We start from the raw sequence: 18,060 nt of genomic DNA, 5'->3' as shown, positions 1-18,060 counted from the left end.
TGGGTAAGTTCGCAGCATTTGCATCACGGCATATCGCACCAAACCAACTACTTATTGCTTTTCGACTTTGCAATGAATTCAATATTTGCTCTTGCTTTTGAAATGTCCTTCCAGTGAACAAACAAGCCACGAATCCTGCCGTATCGCACAAGGACTCCTACTCGGTTTGGTGAAAGTGGCTCTTGCTGGAAGACAACAAGCTTAACCAAGTATTTTAGGTACGCTTGGGTGAAGCCGAGCGTTTCTTTAACAATCCATGGAAATAACCGAAAAGCCGATCCGCTTCTTATGAATTCCCGATACACCTCGAGGACAACATGGCACCGCGTGCTCTCACTTAGCGTTTGTTCTATTGACGATACCGTAAGGCGTGCACTTGGAATTGCGTGTTTGAAAGAAATCGAGTCTGCAAAGAACACACCGTAGCCAAGCATGTTGAGGAACATGCAAAGCTCGTGATCCTCGCCGCCGCTCCGCTTTTCTGCGGTCCTGCCAGTCAAGCAAAATTGTAAATTTTCTTCGGATATTGAATCAACGGCTGATAGCCTGAACGAACACCCTGCCGTCCAGAAAGCGGCTGGGCGCTGTTTGATGATTCCTTTAGTGTCTACCTGGCTACCAACAGCGAGCCATCCCCAGACATGCTTGCAGTGGGAAGGTGCTTCCGAAGGGAAGGCGTATTCAGAAGGGCAGCTCACTATGGCGACTTCTGGATTTGATTCGAATAGTCGAAAAATTTCGCTTATCCAGTTCTGAGAAATCCAGTTGTCGTCATCCACGAAGGAGAGGTACTCGTATCTTGCTTCTCGGATCGCACGCTGCCTTGCAAAAATTGCTCCTTGTCGGTCCTCGTTCACAATTTTCAGGCGCCCCTGCAACCTCTGGGGCCAAGATCTGCTCACTATCAGTTGAGTGGCGTCCGAGCTGTTGTTATCGACAACGATCAGTTCCCACGCAATGTTCTCTGGAACTTCTTGCTCAGCAATGTGCCTCAAAGTTTCTTCAACCCTCAAGGCTCCATTGTAGCTGATGAGGGCTAGGGTGACGCCAGTGCTGCGGGGTCGGCTTAGGCCATCCACGATGAGACGCTTTTTTGTTCGACTGAAATTGCAAGCACGTTTTAAGCTCTGTTCGTTTGACGGTCGGCCCTTACGAGAATCTGGTTCCGCCATTCAGATTGCTCCATGACGACGAATCCTTTCGAATCGAGCAGTCGCGAAAACTCGATTCGAGTTAGATCGTTTATCCATCCGTGCTTTCGCCGCTCTGCGACGGGTGTGTCGTCGCTGATCGCATAAGACGCGATCAGTGACTTGCAAGATACGGTGCATGCACTCAGAAGCCAATCTAAATCGTGAATGTACTCGAGCACGCCACTGAAGAAGAAGACATCGTATTTTGGAAGTTCGCGCGGTTTTTCGTTGAGATTCATCACGAGCGTCCCTTGCCCGCGATCTACAATATCCGATGGTGTGTAAATACATCCTGGCGCGAGATGCTTCTTGAGTACCATTCTCGCGCAACCGAACTCAAGTACTGACGAGTTTTCCGGGATCCAAGATGCCATTATCTCAGTTCTCTCCTCCCAGTCTTCATAAATGTTCTCGATATCTTTCCATCGATGAATGTCAGACGCCCCAAACTGCTTTTGAATTCTGATCAGCAGTGATTTGGGTATAACTGATTTCAATCGCTCCATTGCCTGGATCCGTTTCTTGTTCATGGGCTGTCACTTAAGTGGCGTTTCAGGTAATCGAGCTTGTCAAGCATACGAGATTCATTACGCTCGAGAACCGGATCTTGGCTTAGCATCGAATGTTCTAGCCTGCAGGATCTAAGTAGGAATGCTGCTGCGTGCTCGGCAGCCACCCGAATCGGGGGCTGATTTAATGTAAAGCGTCTGAAATGAAAATACCTTGGTCTATAACGGATATCCATTGAATCGCACCAGTCCAGCCACTTAAATTCATTGATCGAGCAACGGGTCAAGACTGGAATCCACGGCGTACGTAATGAATCTGCAACAATTGCACCATGCATTGCCTCGGTGATCACGTATTCCGCATTATTGATTGTCTCGAATGTCTTTTCGACGGGATCGGCGGGGTCGATAAAATCGATACCAGAAAGTTCACACGCCCGCCTCCACGTAGCAAAAGGCGTTTGCCAATGCGGGAAAAATGCTGGCCGGCGCTGCGAGGAGGCCTCCCCACTCCTGCGAGGTAAAACGCTCCTAACAAGAATAGCACTGTCTGTTACTGCGAACGAACGATCCAATCCGAGCGCGTCCGCCGTCCGAGGGCCGCGGACGGCTAGCACTTCCCAATTTCTGCTCAATTTCGGTACAGAACCATATCCTGCCCCGGATCCGAAAATTATTACCTCTCGATCCTGCGGCAAATCCTCGTTAATTAGCGTTCCAATGCCACACAAAAGCGGGAGGCTCTCGGATTCGTCGTGCGAAACTTGATTAGGCAGCAATTTACTCCACAACCAGGGATTGATTTCGTCGCCGAAATTCCCACCAGGGCACAGTGCTTCAGATTTCCAGAAGTGAACATACACCTTCACTATCGTATCACGCCAAAATAACATTCATTAGTAAAAACAACTGCAAGAGCCAATTAGCTCACGGTAAGCGAGTAGGCAAAAAGCTCGTCAAGACGCGTCTCTCGAATACAACATCATCGCAGGTGGAACTTAGTTCGACAAACTTAAGGTTTCTCAAGCGGCCGGTGAACTACCTAATCTGAATCCGGCAAACCTAAAGGCGTAGTGTGTACATGATTAAAACCGCAAGTTTTGACGTGTTACTTGGAGCTGCCAATCGTAACGACAGATTCGAAATACGTAAAACAGCACCTTCTACACCCAATTAAATAACTAGAAAAGCTAACGCTTTACCGCAAATGAACAAAATATCGCTCAGCGAATTGGTTGTGCAAGCAGCACGGGCTATTTCCAGGTTGTAAACATCCCGTGAGTTGCCAATCAACATGATTGCGACGGAGTTACCAACGTACGTCGCACCAAAGAACCGATCTCCTTCAGAAGTCCGGGACTGCTATACCACCTTCTCCAAAAGCGGCATTCTTTTTAACAGATATGTTGAGAACAACGAAAGGAGGAAGATCAGCCTTGCGTGGCTGACCAAGGTGACCGGGCGGCGTCAAACGTTCAAGTTTGGGCCCGATCAATTGCCATTGTTCATCGGAAACATCAGACTTGTAAGTTCGTCTTTCCGCATTCATCGCGATCCACTGCGTTGCGGCGAAAGCCAAATTGTCCAAGTTTTACGCCCTTTCCGCTATCGGGTCTCCCAGATAGTTTCTCAGAGGATTCGCTCGTTGGTATCACGAAGATCACTACGTGGAAAGGCGATGTTAAGTTCGGGGGCAAAGGAACTACGGCTCATCGCCGCGTTTAAATCAAGGCTGTCTTTCAAAGTGCATTGGGTGGCTCACTTGAACAGGGACTCAAAATCAGCCTTAGGAAAAACGTCGAGCCTGCCAGCTCCCGTTGCATTGAAGATCTGTACATCGCGAGATGATGCGAGGTTGCGTACGTGACGGTACCCCTTCATCAATAGATAAATGAATTCGTGAAACGATTCGACGTCGGCCTCTCTATCGTTTCTTTCCTTAGGAGCATTTTCATAGAAATGCCCCCAGTTTCCATCTAAGGTCTCAAAGGAGTGATCGCACCCAATCAGATAAATTGGATTACATCCCATCGCCAACGCCTCAAGCAGTGCAGTTTGAGCAATGTTTTTTGAGCCAGGTAGTGCACTATCGAGCCTCGGCCAATCAAATAGGCCATCATCTGCAGCACCCGAAAAATGGACGAAGCGTGTTTTGTCTTGAGGGAGCTGTCCGGCACTTACTGATTCTTTTGCTTCTGTCGACACAAGAAAGGTCGATCCGGGGACTGAGCTCACGACTTCGCTAAGGTATTCGTTCATTTTCCCTGGCACTCCATCGGACAACCACCAGCTAGGGTCATTTATGCAGTAATAGGTTGGGCTCCACTGTTCTATGCACGAATGTCGAAAGAGGCTGTTGAGCCCAAAGGTAATCTCTCCCTTTAGCAAGCTGAGATCAAGATTGCTGAGCGATGGTCCGGTACCGACGACAAATGCTCTTTGATTCGAGTGCCTGCCGTTTAGGTCAGTATTTCTTTGCGCGAGATGAATTAATTGCCACGATGCCATTTTTACACGGCGTTTGCGTAGCAATCTTGACAAATTGGTGCAGCCCAACTCCGACTTCCACAGCAGGCTTACACACACTTTCTTCATGAAATCCATGGGTTATTGGATCCTTTAAACGTAGGGGGGAAGCAGCTGGACTACGTACAAAACCAACAGATTTACGCGTTCTTGATTCGGGGAAATTGCCCGCTACAACTTTGGGAAACTCGAGATTGCACTAGCTAGTACAGAACTTTCATCGCGTAAGCAGGGGATCCCTCCAATGATTGGATACGCTGCCAGGTGCTGATGTGAATGCAACGCACCTCCAAATTCGGTCAAAATGCCGCCAGTCACAGGACAGACGAATTTCGGCATTAAAGCTTCTTCAGCGGGTTTGCGTATGATGGTAACACCCGTTGGATTCATCGAAGATATCGTTAAAGGGAATAGTTCATGGCGTTCAACAGGCAGTCCAAGTTGCTGAATCACATCGAACAGATGAACACAATAACCATGGGACTTCATTCTTTCCTTTGCCTCAAGCGACGCTAAGTCGTAAGCAGGCTCCAGGAGGATGACGTACTTGCGTGCCACCCGATATAGCTCCTTGACTGCAGCCTCTTCCATGCCGCCGTTCGGCTCTATCGAATGCGACGTGTAAACAACATCGATTGAGTTATCAGGAAGCGGAATGGCGAAAATGCTTGCTGTAAATAGGCTTGTGTCTTTAGCGATGTTTTGCGATTGAATCCACTGTTTGGCGACCCAGATTCGCGACCACGAAATGTCAAAGCCAAATGAAATTGTTTCCGTCAGGACCTGGAGTACAAACGCAAGAGTGGTTGCTTCACCGACACCAGCTTCAAGGATAGAACCTGGTTCACAAAACTCTCGGATTGTCGATGCAATCAACTTTCCGTAGTCTCTTTTAAACTGCAGCACCTCCGGGTCATTCAATGCTTCAATATAGGAGCCTGACTGCAAGTCATATGCTAGCTCAACTATACCCTCGGTGTTATTTCCTTCCTCATCGCGGAGCAACCTGCTAATGTTTTCGCCAGATTGATAACGGAGTAAGATATCCTGCCGATTAATCGTCGATTTAAAGCTCACTACGGTATTCTTTCAACTGACGAAAAGTATTTGAGAACTGACCCTTGCAATCAGACTGCGAGGAATCTTTTGGTGAAAAAAATTCCTAACTGAAGCTCCAGTTTGTTTCTCAGATGATCATGGATTGGGAAAGGGGGGTGCCCCTAGCGATCTTGGTCTTCGCGTATCGACCAAGTATCTGTTTTAGAAATTTGGGCGGCATGCCGTGGCCGGGGCGAATGGAACGCACGTTTTCGCTGGTGAAAGTTTCTCCGGCCTCCACGTTCTGGACGACGAACAGTGAACGTCGAAATGCCGTGCTGGCCTGTTCCTTTTCGGTGCGTTGGTAGCAGACTTTGCCAAGTGCTTTTTCGGTCACTCGGATGGCATCAACCATTGCCTGGAATTCATGTGGCTCCAATGAAAATGCACTGTCTGGTCCTGGCTGTTCTCGCGCGAGAGTGAAATGCTTTTCAATCACTGTCGCACCCATTGCGACAGCCGCCGTTGGCACTGCGATGCCGAGCGTATGATCCGACAACCCCGTGGGGACGCCAAAGGCTTCTGCCAAGTGGCTGATCGTGCGGAGGTTCATGGACTCGGGCGGTGAAGGATAGGCACTGGTGCATTTCAACAGTGTCAGTGGGACACCATATGCCTTGACCACGTCGACTGCATCGCTGATTTCGGCAAGGGATCCCATGCCGGTGGACATGATGATTGGACGCCCTTTGGAAGCGATGTATTCGATTAGCGGTAGATCGACGAGCTCGAAGGAAGCAACTTTGTAATAGGGTGGGTCAAATTGCTCCAGGAAATCGACCGCAGAGTTATCGAATGGAGTCGAGAAACAATCCATTCCCAAATTGTTTGCCTCGGCGAATAGAGCTTCGTGCCAACCCCATGGCGTATGAGCTTCTTCGTAAAGATCGTACAGAGTACGACCTTCCCAAAGCGTTCCGGTTCCAACTTTGAATTCGTCGCGATCACAATCGATTGTCAGCGTGTCAGCCGTATAAGTCTGCAGCTTGACCGCGTCCGCACCAGCATCCTTCATCGCCCGAATCGTCTTCAATGCGTGTTCGAGACTTCCCCCATGGTTCGCGGACAATTCAGCGATCATGTAGACGGACATTGTCGAGTTTTTACTAGTCATTAGTGCGCTCCGGGACGTAAGTGAATTCCGTCCACTCCTGATCACTTTTAGTGATTCGGAAACCCGCCGCAATTGCGATACGACAGGAGCCTAAGTTTGATGTTCGGGCGACCGCATTAATTCGACGGTCCGTATTGCGAATCATCAATTTCACCATCTGTTTTCCGTATCCTTTCCCGCGGCAATTTGGTGCTACAGTCCATGAGATCACAGAGGGATCCGTGCCGTCTAGACGTACAGTCCCAACTGGTTGTCCATTCACTTCGGCTATCATCATTTGATTTGCGTCACATGCAAGAATGGTTTTTAGCCATTGGCAGTGATCGGTCTCTGTAACGGACTTCGATTGCCGACTTGCCGAGCGAGTTTCTGGATCGTTGCGCCACTCCAAGAGAATTCGCCAGTCCTCATATGTCGCAGGTCGCAAACCGAGTTGCGGCGCACTTTTATTTACGGACGATTTCGATTCGCGAATCCGTTGGACAACTCGTTGCGCCCCGCGTCCATCCACCGTCGCTCTGGCGATTCGCGCCGATGATTCCAGAAAATCAGTGTTCGAGATTGTGGACTCAATGATGTCACAAAGGCTGTCTACTGACAGACCTTTTGTGTCACCAACATTCAGGGCGATCCCTTGGTCTTGTAAAGCTTCCGCAATCAGTTCTTGGTTCTCTGCCAAGACGATTACGACTCGCGGAATTCCGAAGCAGCACATCTCCCAGTTCGTGCTACCGCCTGCACAAACTGCGAAGTCCGCCCACTCGTAAGCGTCGCTCATGCCGTCGACATGTCGCACGACCTCGAATCTTGAATCCGCCTGGACGCTGGCAACCAGATTGTCATGATTGTCGTTCAGCGTTCCTGAGATCAACCGGAAGCGAAGGTTTGAATCGGCCAGTTTTGTTAGCGCTTCGGCGACAATGTCCAATATGTTGTCGGGATCGGCGCCACCAAGAGTGACAAGAATACGGAATTCGTCACTGTTGGCTTTGTCTGGATGTGAAGCATTGGTGAATTCTTGTCGCAGCAGTGTGAATTCAGTACCTAGCAGCAGTTCAGTATGCGGCGCAACGTTTGGATACAGGTCTGAGGACGCGCCAAGATTTTGATTGAGCACAAAGTCCATTCGGTATTCAGGGAGGTGACCGTGATCATCAATGGCAAGCGTGGTGAACGATGACTCCTGAAGCATTTGGTGGTAGTTGACGCTAAAGCGATAGCCATCGATAACGAGCGCGTCGGCTTGACGATCGTGGGTAACCCGAAGCAATTGTTTTGCGTCGATTTCAGAGCCGATTTCGCAATCGATATTTGCTAGTTCAAAGCCCTCTCGGCGGACCCTGTCCGCAATCGACTCCAAAATTTTGGCGTACGCGAACGTCACGTCGCCCCCGGCATTTTGCCAAGCTTGACCGAGCGCCAAGCATCGCATGACGTGCCCTGCGCCAATCGTTGCCGAGGCATCAACGCGAATCACGAGATTCAAGAGCCCGGTTTTCCGCACAGGGCTTGATGCATTAGTTGAGCGCGATTCCAGTCTTCTTCGGTGTCGATGTCTTGCACTCGCCAACGTGGAATGCGAATCGGCAGACAGTTCGCAGAATACAGTCCGCTGGCCGTCTTCCACGCCTCGCTAGTACCCCAATAAAATTGTCCAGCGTCGTGCCACGCTTCAACCAAATCTTGGGAACGTGACATCTCATGTTCAGGCCAAATCATTTTAATTTGGTCGTCATCAATCTTGAGGGATCTCATAATTGGAAACGGGAAGGTCGTGACTGGAAAAGCGAATTCTCCATCTCCCGACTGCAACTGCTTCAAGCCCTGTTTTAGATCGTCGCTCTGCACGAACGGCGCGGTTGCATAGATGCAACACGCAAAATCAACGGCATCGCCACTTTGCTGAAGTGTTTCAACGGCATGCCGAATCACTGCAATCGTTGGCGTATGATCATCCGAGAGTTCAGCAGGCCGATGGAACGGAATCTCTGCTCCGCATGCTTTTGCGACATCGCCGATCTCCTGCGAGTCCGTCGTCACTATCACACGGTCAAAAACGCCCGAGTCGATCGCCGCGGTGATTGAGTATTTAATGATCGGCTGGCCACAGAAATCTCGAATGTTCTTGCCAGGCAGGCGTTTGCTTCCGCCTCGCGCTGGGATCACGGCAATGATCATCGGCTTGTTCTTGCAGCGATGCGACACTGTCCTTTGACTGTCTCAACCACCATGTGAATATCCGCTTCTGACATTCCCGGGAAGAGTGGTAAGCTGAGCGTTCTTGAGTAGAGCTGTTCTGCGTGTGGGCACTTGCCCAGTTCATAGCCGAACTGCTCGCGATACCAAGGTTGCAAGTGGACTGGGATGTAGAGCACTTGGCTGCCGACGCCGCGGTTGGCCAAGGCACGCATGAAATCACTTCGGGTCATCTCCAGCTTTTTGAAGTCAATTTGAAGGGTGTAGAGGTGCCAGGAGGCGGTGGATCGGTCGGCGGGGTTCCGAAGTGCGGGGGTTTTAACTACTTCGATATCAGCAAACGCTTCGTTGTAGGCCGCCACAATCTCGCGGCGTCGCGATATGAATTCAGGCAGACGTGAGAGTTGATTAAGCCCGAGAGCACATTGAAAGTCGGTGAGCCGGTAGTTGAAACCGAGTTCACGCATCTCGTAGTACCATGGGCCACGCTCATTCAACGCTGGCTCCCCAAGGCCAATAAATTCGTCGGGCTGCCGAGTGATCCCGTGCGTTCGCAGGGTACGTGCCCGTTCAGCGTAGATCTCCGAATCCGTCACAATCATGCCGCCTTCCCCGGTCGTCATTGTCTTGACGGGATGGAAGCTGAAAGTTGTCATGTCGGCCCATGAATGTCCGCCTACACGATGGAGGGTCCCATCGTGTTCGAATTGGCCACCGACCGCATGACAGGCGTCTTCGATGACAACTGCGCCGCGATCACGAGCGACCCTTGCGATAGCAGGCATGTCGGCGGTTTGGCCGGCATAGTCAACGGCAACGACCGCTTTGACATCGCTAGTCCAGTGTTGCGCCAAGGCCTTGGGACAGAGGGTGTACGAAACCGGGTCGATATCCACGAAATCCGGCTTGGCGTCAACGAAAGCGGCGCAATTCGCGGACGCGACGAACGTGTTGGGGCTGGTAATGACCCGATCTCCGGGCCCGACTTCGGCCACAAGCATTGCCAAGTGTAGCGCCGCAGTGGCGTTGCAGACGGCAACCGCGTGTTTGGCACCGACAAACTCGGCGAACCGCTGTTCAAATTCCGCCACTTTGGGACCGGTTGTCAGCCATCCTGATTGCAAGCAATCGGTGACGACGCTCAGGTCAGATTCGGTGATTGATTGTTTGCCGTAGGGGATCATGCCTTAGACTTTAAAAGCTGGGTCGACATGTTGACGAATTGATTCGCGAATTTCTGCAACGGACAGAAATTTGTCGTTCTCCCCGGAAGAGTAGCTGAAGCCCGGCTCTACCGGATGAGCATCGAACTGCGTCAGAAACTCTTGCAAGTTCCAATTCGGAGTTTGCGGCAGGATGACGTAATACCTGCCAAGGTCGTAAGTGGTAAATGAGTCCGAAGGAGTAATCATCTCTTCGTGCACCTTTTCACCCGGGCGAATTCCGATGACTTTGTGTTCGCACTCGGGGCCGATTGCTTCCGCCAATTCCATGATTCGATAGGAGGGAATCTTTGGGACGTATAGCTCTCCACCCCAGGCATGCTCAAGAGCATGTAGGACCATGTCGACCCCTTCGCGAAGTGAAATGTTGAAGCGGGTCATATCAGGCGAAGTGATTGGTAGGATGCCTGATGGTTTGCGTTTTAGAAAGAACGGGATCACCGAACCGTTGGACCCCATTACATTTCCGTAGCGGACAACCGAGAAACGAATGTCTTTCTTGCCGCGAATGTTGTTAGCCGCGATAAAAAGCTTGTCTGATGTCAGCTTTGTCGCACCATAAAGATTGATGGGAGCACAGGCTTTGTCGGTCGAGAGTGCGACTACGCGGGTAATGTCGCTCTTCAATGACGCTTCAATGACGTTTTCGGCTCCGCCCACATTTGTTTTAACGCATTCGTCGGGATTGTACTCAGCTATGTGAACATGTTTCATTGCCGCAGCATGAACGACGTAATCAACACCTGTTAGTGCCCGCTCGAGTCGCTCTCGGTCTCTGACGTCCCCGATGAAGAAGCGCAACGACGGATACTGAGAGCTAGGGTACTCCTGCGCCATTTGGAATTGCTTCTGCTCATCGCGAGAGTAAACAACCACCCGCCGGACATCGGGCCACTTTGCAAAGATCGTTTTCACGAGTTCCTTGCCTAGGGAACCTGTGCCTCCGGTGATCAGGATAGATTTGTTGTTTAGCATAGATGTGACTTCTAAAGGCGGCGTTTACGGTTGTCGTTTCTCGTTGGTGCAAAAACTGAACTCTGGCGAGTCCAGCTACGATTGCCTCTCCCCAAAATGGTTGTCGCCGAAGCGCTTGCCGCGGTTCTCATTCGTTTTTGGATCGCTTCTTAAGTTATTGACTGATCAGAGTGCCTGCATGTCAACTAACTGACCAAATCGTGAGCCTTTGCACGTCCGCAATTGCTCATAGGGGCCGCTTTCCACGATACGCCCGGCTTCCAAGACGTAGACGGTATCCACATTGCGAATCGTCGATAGACGGTGCGCAATGATGATGACAGTGGTGTGGCCTTTAAGTGCGTCGATACTTTGTTGAATGAAGCGTTCCGATTCCGAATCCAGGGCGCTGGTCGCTTCGTCCAGTATCAACAAACGCGGCTGGCGAAACAGCTCGCGGGCAATGAATAGCCGCTGCTTTTGACCGCCAGACAGCCGCACGCCACGATCGCCCACTTGGGTTTCGTATCCATCGGGTAGGGTTTCGATAAAGTCGTCGATGTAGGCTTGCCGGGCGGCTTCTCGAATTTGAGCGTCGAGGTGATCATCCTGCGAAGGATCCCCGGCCCACATGCAAATGTTGTTGGCGATGGTGTCGTCAAAAACCACCGTGTCCTGAGACACGTAACCGATTTGACTACGCCAGCTCTGCAGGTCGAGCTTTTCAGCAGAAAGGCCATCGATCGTGATGTTGCCTGTGCGAGGCTGGAGCATGAGCGTGAGCAAGTCGACCATTGTCGATTTGCCTGCCCCGGATGGTCCGACGAAGGCGACGGACGTGTTGGCCGTGATTCTCAAATCAATGCTTTTGAGCACATCCTCGGATTGCTCACCGTAGCAGAAGTGGACTTGATCGAATTCAATCTTGGACGTGAAGGGGGGCAGTTGCTGCTCCCCATCGGCTTGCCTGTTTGCCAGCTGAGCCTTGAACTCGTCGCGGACCAGCTCGACACTCCCCATTTGTCCCAGGGTGGTCAACCACATCCCTTGAATCAGCATTGTCGTGTTTAGTCCGCGTTGAAGCAGTAGAATTGAGACTAAGATTGGTCCCAATGGGGCTTTCAAGAAAGCGACTTGGATCAAGACTATGGCTGCAACGAAGACGACGGCAATTGGCTCACGACAAGCATTGACAAATGCAACGACGACGCCTCTCTTGAATTCGTAGTCGGTTAGCCTCTCCAACGACTCGACAACATGTACACGACTTTTTGACGTTTGTCCTGTTGAAGATAAGTACTTGAATGATTGCAGCGACTGCACAAGTAATTTCGCCAAAACACCTCCCTCGAGTGACGCCTGTCGGGAAACGTCCCGAACGTAGGAGTTTAGCCTTCGGAAGAGGTGCAGCAACACCGCACCGGCGACGAGCGCCATAAGTCCGAAACGCCAGGCGACGAAGAACGCCAGCGCGATGTAAATAATCGTTGTAATGACCTGGGAGGCGAGCCCCGTAAACGATTCAAACGCGGCTAAGGCATTATTTATCTGGCCATTGATGACATTAATGAAATGGCCGGTGCTATTCGACGAGTAGTAACCGTAATTCATGCGACTGTAATCGTCGTACATTCGCCCTTTCAATTCTCGCAGCAACACGGCTCGCAAATGAGCTCTGTATCCCTGCGCCGCAAACATTAGCGCACCTTTGATCAAGAATGCCAACGTGATCAACGTCAAGATTGCCGCGGTGGAATTTCCAACACCCACGGCGTCTAGCGCTCGTGTCAGTATCAACTGAATGCCTTCCGGATCACTCACCTCCTGTCCATCGAGCCGTTGGAGCAGGGGCAAAATCAGGACAATCCCGAAGCTTTCGGCGAATGCACCAAAGAGCGTCAACGCGAAAACGAGGTACATCCTACGGCCAAGATAGCTGCGAAAGACGCCGAGGTAGGCGGGTATGTCCTTGATGGGCGATGGCAAAACTAAATGATCCTAGGCACGACGGGTGCGTATGAGCGGTTTAAGACGGTTTGGTCGATTGTGCAATTTAGAGTCGCGAGATTCGAAGCGTCGGGAACTGAGGATGTCACTGACAAGGATAGTTGAGATTGGAGTTATGTTGATGGCATGGGTAGACTAGATTTGGAGCATATTCGTTTTTGCTAACAGTTCTGGAAGTTCTACGCAGGAATTTGCATTATTGAGTTTATCGAGATTATTGAGTTTATCGAGCTGGTAATCGCCGGAGGAGATGTCTTGCCACCAGGTTTGGTTGTTGAGGTACCACTGCACGGTCTTGCGGAAGCCGCTTTCGAAATCTTCTTGCGGTTCCCAGTCGAGTTCTCGCTTGATCTTGCTGGCGTCGATCGCGTAGCGGAGGTCGTGGCCGGGGCGGTCGGTGACGAAGGTGATGAGGGAGGCGTGGCCCTTTTCCCCCTCACCCTGGCCCTCTCCCCCAGAGGTGGAGAGGGGAGTGTTTTGCTTTGCCCACTCACCCTGGGACGGCCGAGCTGAAGCGGAGTTGGGAGTGCTGCTTTCTTGCCCCCTCACCCTAGCCCTCTCCCCCGTGTCCGGGGGCGAGGGGACTTTGGAGCAGAGCTCATCCATGAGATTGCAGATTAGATGGACGAGGTCGATGTTTCGTTGCTCGTTGTTGCCGCCGATGTTGTAGGTCTCGCCAGGGGTGCCTTTTTCAATGACCTTGAGCAACGCTCGGCAGTGGTCTTCGACGTACAGCCAGTCGCGGATGTTTTCGCCTTTGCCATAAACGGGGATCGGTTCGCCTCGCAGACACTTGAGGATCACGACTGGGATCAGCTTTTCAGGGAATTGATACGGGCCGTAGTTGTTGCTGCAGTTGGTGACCATGACGGGCAACCCGTATGTGTCCTGCCAGGCTCGAGCAAGGTGGTCGGAGGACGCTTTGCTGGCGGAGTACGGTGAGTGGGGATCGTACGGTGTCGTTTCACTGAACAGGCCTTCGTCGCCGAGGTTGCCGTAGACCTCGTCGGTGGAGACGTGCAGGAAGCGGAAGCGATCTTTGGCATCGCCCTTGAGTGAGCGGTAGTGCTTCAGACTGGATTGCAGCAGGTTGAAGGTGCCGATGACGTTGGTCTGGATGAACTGGCCGGGGCCATCAATGCTGCGATCGACGTGGCTCTCGGCGGCCAAGTGCATGATCGCATCGGGCTGGTAGTCGGCGACGGTGGCGTCGATCGCGGCAGCGTTGGTGATGTCGACGTGGGCGAATTGGTAGTTGAGGGATGACTCGATGTCTGACAGGGACGCGAGGTTGCCGGCGTAGGTGAGGGCGTCGACGTTGAGGACTTGGTGGCCGGCTGTCAGGGCCAAGCGGACGAGGTTGCTGCCGATGAAGCCTGCGCCGCCGCTGATGAGGAGTTTCATGGGATGTGGGTGGGAAAGGGACGCAGATGAGGAGGGCGACAAAGGGCCTTTGTCGCCTACAGCGTTGGAGGGCGACGAATGGGGATTCGTCGCCTGCGGGTTAGCGGGAAAGTTGCGGCGGTGGGATGCGGGTGGAGATGACAGGCTGGAAGCCTATCCCACACTTAGGCCACCTCAGCTGACTCGGTGGTGTTTTTGGGTGGCGACGTGGGGAGTGAGCGACAAAGAGGCCTTTGTCGCCTACGGGTTGGAGGGCGACGAATGGGCCTTCGTCGCCTACAGGTTGGGGAAATGATGGGATGGTCAGGCTTGGTCCGAATTCTGGTAAATCCGGCTACGCTTGGGGCTTGCAGACGCTGCGGGTTATGACAAATGCTGGCAGGAGGCTGGACTACTTGCTGACGCTGCGGGTTGGGAGGGGAGGTGGTGTGCCTTGCTGACGCTGCGGGTTATGGTGGTGAAGGAACCGGAGCTAACGCTCGGCGGCTGAGAAGGTGGAATCCGGATTCTTGGCGAATCCGATAGTGGCCTTGCTAACGCGGCGGGTTATGACAAAAGCCGGCAGGAGGCTGGAGTACTTGCTGACGCTGCGGGTTATGAAAAGCTAATCGCTAATCGCTAATCGCTAGTCGCTAGTCGCTAGTCGCTAGTTGCTAGTTGCTAGAAGCCAATCGCTTCAGCGATTCAACGTCTGCGGCGGTCATTTGTTGGGCTAGGTCGAGCGCGGTTGTTGCTGGGGTCCAGCCGATTTGGTTTTTGGCGTGGGTTGGGTCGCCGACCAAGCGGGTGACTTCTGCCGGTCGCATGTACTTGGGATTTTGCTTCAGGTGGTCTTTGTAATCGAGACCAACGCTTTCAAACGCGGCGTCGAGGAACTCTTCGACGCTGTGTGTTTGCCCGGTTGCCAAGACGTAGTCGTCCGGTGTGTCCTGTTGAAGCATCAGGTGCATGGCGGTGGTGTATTCGGGAGCACTGCCCCAATCGCGACGTCCGTCCAGGGACCCAAGCACGATTTCGTCACTCAAGCCGAGTGAGATTTCAGCGGCCGCTTTGGTGATCTTGCGGGTGACGAAGGATTCGCCTCGTCGTGGTGATTCGTGGTTGTAGCAAATCGCATTGCAGGCAAATAAGCCAAACGATTCGCGGTAGAGTTGGACCATCTGGGTCGCAAAGGTCTTTGCCACACCGTACGGAGTGACTGGTCGCATAGGTGTGCGTTCGTTCTGGGGGGATTCGTCGGGGCGGCCGAAAATTTCGCTGCTGCTGATGTGCAGGAATCGTGGTTGTTTCTCGAGGTCGCGAAGGATTTCGAGCAGCTTGAGCGTGCCCATTGCAGTAAATTGGCACGTCGATTCGGGGATATCGAAACTGGCACCCACGTGGCTTTGACCGGCCAAGTGGTACAGCTCGTCGGGCTGGGTTTTGACAAGCACGCGGCGGATGGTGGTTGCATCATCCAGGTCCGCGTAATGGAGGAACAGGCTCTTGTTGTAAACTCCCTTGTCTCGAAACAACGGGTCGAGTCGAGATCGAACCGTGTTGCTGGTCCGCCTGACCAAACCGTGCACCGTGTAGCCTCGGTCGAGCAGTTGCTCGGTGAGGTACGAGCCGTCTTGGCCGGTGATGCCGGTGATGAGTGCGGTGGGCATGGGGAGGGGGAAAGGGGCTCAGGGCCACAGGGACTCAGGTCGTATTAGCGGAGTGGCGCGAGCCACCCGGTGCCTGCTCGGAGGACAGTGGGATAGGCTTCTAGCCTGTCGATTGGTTGCTGGGGAACCGGAGCTAACGCTTTGCGGCTGAGAGGGGTGGTTGCGGAAGAGGTGGGTAGTGCGCGCCCTTTCCCATGCTCGGCCCTCACCCTCGCGTACGCCTGAACGGCGTCGCTCGACCTCTCCCCAAACTTCGTTTCGGGAGAGGTGCACGATGTTGGATTGCCGAATCTGGCTACGGGGGGGGCGTTGCGAGTGGAAAAGGCGGTTAGCCTGTCGATCGGCTGGTGGGAAACCGGAGCTAACGCTCGGCGGCTGATAGGCTCGGTGGGGTGTTGGGGCGACGAAGAGGCCTTCGTCGCCTACATGTGATGCGGGAATGACAGGCTGGAAGCCTATGCCACTATGCCTTGAGGACTTTGGTTTGGTGTTCGGGTGGCAGTTTGGCAGTGGCGTTGCGGGTGTCGACGATGAATTTGGACCACTGGGCGAGTTCTTGAATGTTGAGGCAATCGTGCCAAGTCGAAATCAGGACTAGATCGTAGTTTTGGATCGTTGCTTGGTCCCAGGCGACGCTGGGTTTGCCGGCCCAGTGTGAGTGTTCTCGTGATGGGCGAATGACGGGGACATGCGGATCGTGGTAGTCGACCTCGGCACCGTGCGAGGTCAGGCGATCCAATAATTCGTAAGAGGGTGATTCTCGGTCGTCATCGACGTTGGGTTTGTATGCCAAACCGATGAGCAGCACCTTGCTGCCGTTGAGTGCTTTTTTGTGTTGGTTCAGGGCATCGGCACAACGCCGCACAATGTGTGTCGGCATCGCTCGGTTGATTTCGCCGGCCAGTTCAATGAACCGTGTGTGAACCCCGAATTCGCGGGCTTTCCAGGTCAAGTAGAACGGGTCGATCGGGATGCAGTGGCCGCCCAGTCCAGGGCCGGGGTAAAACGCTTTGAAGCCGAAGGGTTTGGTGCTGGCGGCTTGGATGACTTCCCAAATGTCGATGCCCATTTGGTCGGCGACAAGTTTCAATTCGTTGACCAACCCGATGTTGACGCTGCGGTAAATGTTTTCGAGCAGTTTGGTCAATTCGGCGACTTGTGTGCTGCTGACCGGGACGACTTGATCAAACACGCTGCCGTACAGCGCCTCGCCAGCCTTGAGGCACGCCGGTGTGTGACCACCGACGACTTTGGGAATGTTGGTGGCGGCGAACTCGGGGTTGCCGGGGTCTTCCCGTTCGGGCGAGTAGACGACGTGCACATCGGTGCCGACGGTCAGGCCGGCGGCTTCAATGCGAGTGACCAGTTCCTCGGCGGTGGTGCCAGGGTAAGTCGTGCTTTCGAGGCTGATCGTTTGCCCTGCACGCAGATGCGGCAGGATCGATTCGATGGTTCCTACAACGTAGGAGAGATCGGGTTCGAAGTGTTCGTCCAGCGGCGTGGGAACACACAGGATGATCGCGTCGACTTCGCGGACTTGGCTGAAGTCAGTCGTGGCGGCGAGGTTGCCGGATTGGATCGCCTTGGCGATGGCGTCCGCCGAAATGTGTTTGATGTAGCTGGTGCCAGCGTTGATCGCGGAGGTTTTCTTGTCATCAATGTCGAATCCTACTGTCTTGAACCCGCCGCCAGCATAGGCCAGTGCGAGGGGAAGACCGACATAGCCGAGTCCAACAACACCGATCGTGGCGCTACGATCTTGAATCCGTGAAGTGAAGTCTGTTGGCATGAAGAGAAGAGTGTTTGGTTGCGGGTGGGAAAAGTGGGATAGGCTTCTGGACTGTGCGTGAAGGTCAAAGGGACTCGGGATGGTGTGCCGAGGCCTTTACTCCGAAGAGGTTGTGCAGTTTTATTTCACCCTCCCTTTGGGAGGGTCGGCCCGCTTCGGGCCGGGGAGGAATACGCGCTGGTTCCGATGCTCGACCCTCCCCTCGCATCGCTCGACCCTCCCAGGGGGAGAGTGATGATAAACGCCTGGCAACACAGCACTTCAAAACTGCACGACCTCAACGCAGTTGAGAAGGGTCGGGATTCGAGCGTTCAGCGAGAATTCGGGGAGGGCAGTGCGCGCCGTTTCCCATGCTTGGCCCTCACCCTCGCGTACGCCTGAACGGCGTCGCTCGACCT

At 53.0% G+C, this 18,060-nt stretch carries 15 protein-coding genes; all 15 read right to left on the bottom strand.

Features of this window, described 5'->3' with window-relative positions; all coding sequences use genetic code 11:
• Positions 1–47: 47 nt before the first annotated feature.
• The 15 genes from B2R17_RS22460 to B2R17_RS22390 all read right to left on the bottom strand — a co-directional run bounded on the left by B2R17_RS22460 (position 48) and on the right by B2R17_RS22390 (position 17,662).
• The gene (locus tag B2R17_RS22460; RefSeq protein ID WP_286765755.1) at positions 48–1,172 is read right to left on the bottom strand and encodes a glycosyltransferase; all 1,125 of its coding nucleotides are present in this window, start codon (positions 1,170–1,172) and stop codon (positions 48–50) included.
• Complete coding sequence (locus B2R17_RS22455; protein ID WP_286765754.1) at positions 1,121–1,723, bottom strand: hypothetical protein; 603 nt, start codon at positions 1,721–1,723, stop codon at positions 1,121–1,123. The genes B2R17_RS22460 and B2R17_RS22455 overlap by 52 nt, the downstream gene beginning before the upstream one ends.
• A complete protein-coding gene (locus B2R17_RS22450) occupies positions 1,720–2,565 on the bottom strand; it encodes a polysaccharide pyruvyl transferase family protein (protein WP_286765753.1) in 846 nt (281 codons plus the stop codon). The genes B2R17_RS22455 and B2R17_RS22450 overlap by 4 nt, the downstream gene beginning before the upstream one ends.
• Positions 2,566–3,047: 482 nt before the next feature.
• Complete coding sequence (locus B2R17_RS22445) at positions 3,048–3,251, bottom strand: hypothetical protein (protein WP_286765752.1); 204 nt, start codon at positions 3,249–3,251, stop codon at positions 3,048–3,050.
• Between the two features lie 209 nt (positions 3,252–3,460).
• The gene (locus B2R17_RS22440; protein WP_286765751.1) at positions 3,461–4,306 is read right to left on the bottom strand and encodes a 6-hydroxymethylpterin diphosphokinase MptE-like protein; all 846 of its coding nucleotides are present in this window, start codon (positions 4,304–4,306) and stop codon (positions 3,461–3,463) included.
• A 93-nt stretch (positions 4,307–4,399) separates the two neighbouring features.
• On the bottom strand, positions 4,400–5,305 hold the full coding sequence (locus B2R17_RS22435) for a class I SAM-dependent methyltransferase (protein WP_286765750.1): 906 nt from the start codon (positions 5,303–5,305) through the stop codon (positions 4,400–4,402).
• A 109-nt stretch (positions 5,306–5,414) separates the two neighbouring features.
• On the bottom strand, positions 5,415–6,440 hold the full coding sequence (gene pseI / locus B2R17_RS22430; protein ID WP_286765749.1) for a pseudaminic acid synthase: 1,026 nt from the start codon (positions 6,438–6,440) through the stop codon (positions 5,415–5,417).
• Positions 6,433–7,917 carry a UDP-2,4-diacetamido-2,4,6-trideoxy-beta-L-altropyranose hydrolase gene (pseG, locus tag B2R17_RS22425; RefSeq protein WP_286765826.1) on the bottom strand — a complete coding sequence of 495 codons (1,485 nt, stop codon included), beginning with the start codon at positions 7,915–7,917 and terminating at the stop codon, positions 6,433–6,435. Before pseG ends, pseI begins: the two co-directional genes overlap by 8 nt.
• A gap of 5 nt (positions 7,918–7,922) precedes the next feature.
• Positions 7,923–8,618 carry a pseudaminic acid cytidylyltransferase gene (gene pseF, locus B2R17_RS22420; protein WP_286765748.1) on the bottom strand — a complete coding sequence of 232 codons (696 nt, stop codon included), beginning with the start codon at positions 8,616–8,618 and terminating at the stop codon, positions 7,923–7,925.
• Positions 8,615–9,820 carry a UDP-4-amino-4,6-dideoxy-N-acetyl-beta-L-altrosamine transaminase gene (gene pseC, locus B2R17_RS22415; RefSeq protein WP_286765747.1) on the bottom strand — a complete coding sequence of 402 codons (1,206 nt, stop codon included), beginning with the start codon at positions 9,818–9,820 and terminating at the stop codon, positions 8,615–8,617. The genes pseF and pseC overlap by 4 nt, the downstream gene beginning before the upstream one ends.
• A 3-nt stretch (positions 9,821–9,823) precedes the next feature.
• Positions 9,824–10,834, bottom strand: a complete 1,011-nt coding sequence (pseB, locus tag B2R17_RS22410) for a UDP-N-acetylglucosamine 4,6-dehydratase (inverting) (protein WP_286765746.1) — start codon at positions 10,832–10,834, stop codon at positions 9,824–9,826.
• Positions 10,835–10,999: 165 nt separating this feature from the next.
• Positions 11,000–12,799 (bottom strand): ABC transporter ATP-binding protein, encoded by a 1,800-nt coding sequence (locus tag B2R17_RS22405; RefSeq protein ID WP_286765745.1) that lies wholly within the window; start codon positions 12,797–12,799, stop codon positions 11,000–11,002.
• 156 nt (positions 12,800–12,955) lie between these two features.
• Positions 12,956–14,224, bottom strand: coding sequence for a dTDP-glucose 4,6-dehydratase (gene rfbB / locus B2R17_RS22400; protein WP_286765744.1), 1,269 nt, complete (start codon positions 14,222–14,224; stop codon positions 12,956–12,958).
• A 653-nt stretch (positions 14,225–14,877) separates the two neighbouring features.
• Complete coding sequence (locus B2R17_RS22395; protein ID WP_286765743.1) at positions 14,878–15,873, bottom strand: GDP-mannose 4,6-dehydratase; 996 nt, start codon at positions 15,871–15,873, stop codon at positions 14,878–14,880.
• A 463-nt stretch (positions 15,874–16,336) separates the two neighbouring features.
• Entirely contained in the window at positions 16,337–17,662 is a 1,326-nt protein-coding gene (locus tag B2R17_RS22390; RefSeq protein WP_286765742.1) for a nucleotide sugar dehydrogenase, read from the bottom strand.
• Between the last annotated feature and the right edge of the window lie 398 nt (positions 17,663–18,060).

Source organism: Rhodopirellula sp. UBA1907, from assembly GCF_002337565.1.
Classification (GTDB): Bacteria; Planctomycetota; Planctomycetia; order Pirellulales; family Pirellulaceae; genus Rhodopirellula; species Rhodopirellula europaea.
The sequence above is the reverse complement of the archived record's forward strand: the minus strand, read 5'-3'. Positions and strand labels throughout refer to the sequence as shown.

Bases quoted from the DNA above. Each gene is read 5' to 3' on its own strand.
- B2R17_RS22460 (WP_286765755.1), bottom strand. From the start codon at position 1,172: ATGGCGGAACCAGATTCTCGTAAGGGCCGACCGTCAAACGAACAGAGC.
- B2R17_RS22455 (WP_286765754.1), bottom strand. From the start codon at position 1,723: ATGAACAAGAAACGGATCCAGGCAATGGAGCGATTGAAATCAGTTATA.
- B2R17_RS22445 (WP_286765752.1), bottom strand. From the start codon at position 3,251: ATGAATGCGGAAAGACGAACTTACAAGTCTGATGTTTCCGATGAACAA.
- B2R17_RS22440 (WP_286765751.1), bottom strand. From the start codon at position 4,306: ATGGATTTCATGAAGAAAGTGTGTGTAAGCCTGCTGTGGAAGTCGGAG.
- pseI (WP_286765749.1), bottom strand. From the start codon at position 6,440: ATGACTAGTAAAAACTCGACAATGTCCGTCTACATGATCGCTGAATTG.
- pseF (WP_286765748.1), bottom strand. From the start codon at position 8,618: ATGATCATTGCCGTGATCCCAGCGCGAGGCGGAAGCAAACGCCTGCCT.
- pseC (WP_286765747.1), bottom strand. From the start codon at position 9,820: ATGATCCCCTACGGCAAACAATCAATCACCGAATCTGACCTGAGCGTC.
- pseB (WP_286765746.1), bottom strand. From the start codon at position 10,834: ATGCTAAACAACAAATCTATCCTGATCACCGGAGGCACAGGTTCCCTA.
- rfbB (WP_286765744.1), bottom strand. From the start codon at position 14,224: ATGAAACTCCTCATCAGCGGCGGCGCAGGCTTCATCGGCAGCAACCTC.
- B2R17_RS22395 (WP_286765743.1), bottom strand. From the start codon at position 15,873: ATGCCCACCGCACTCATCACCGGCATCACCGGCCAAGACGGCTCGTAC.
- B2R17_RS22390 (WP_286765742.1), bottom strand. From the start codon at position 17,662: ATGCCAACAGACTTCACTTCACGGATTCAAGATCGTAGCGCCACGATC.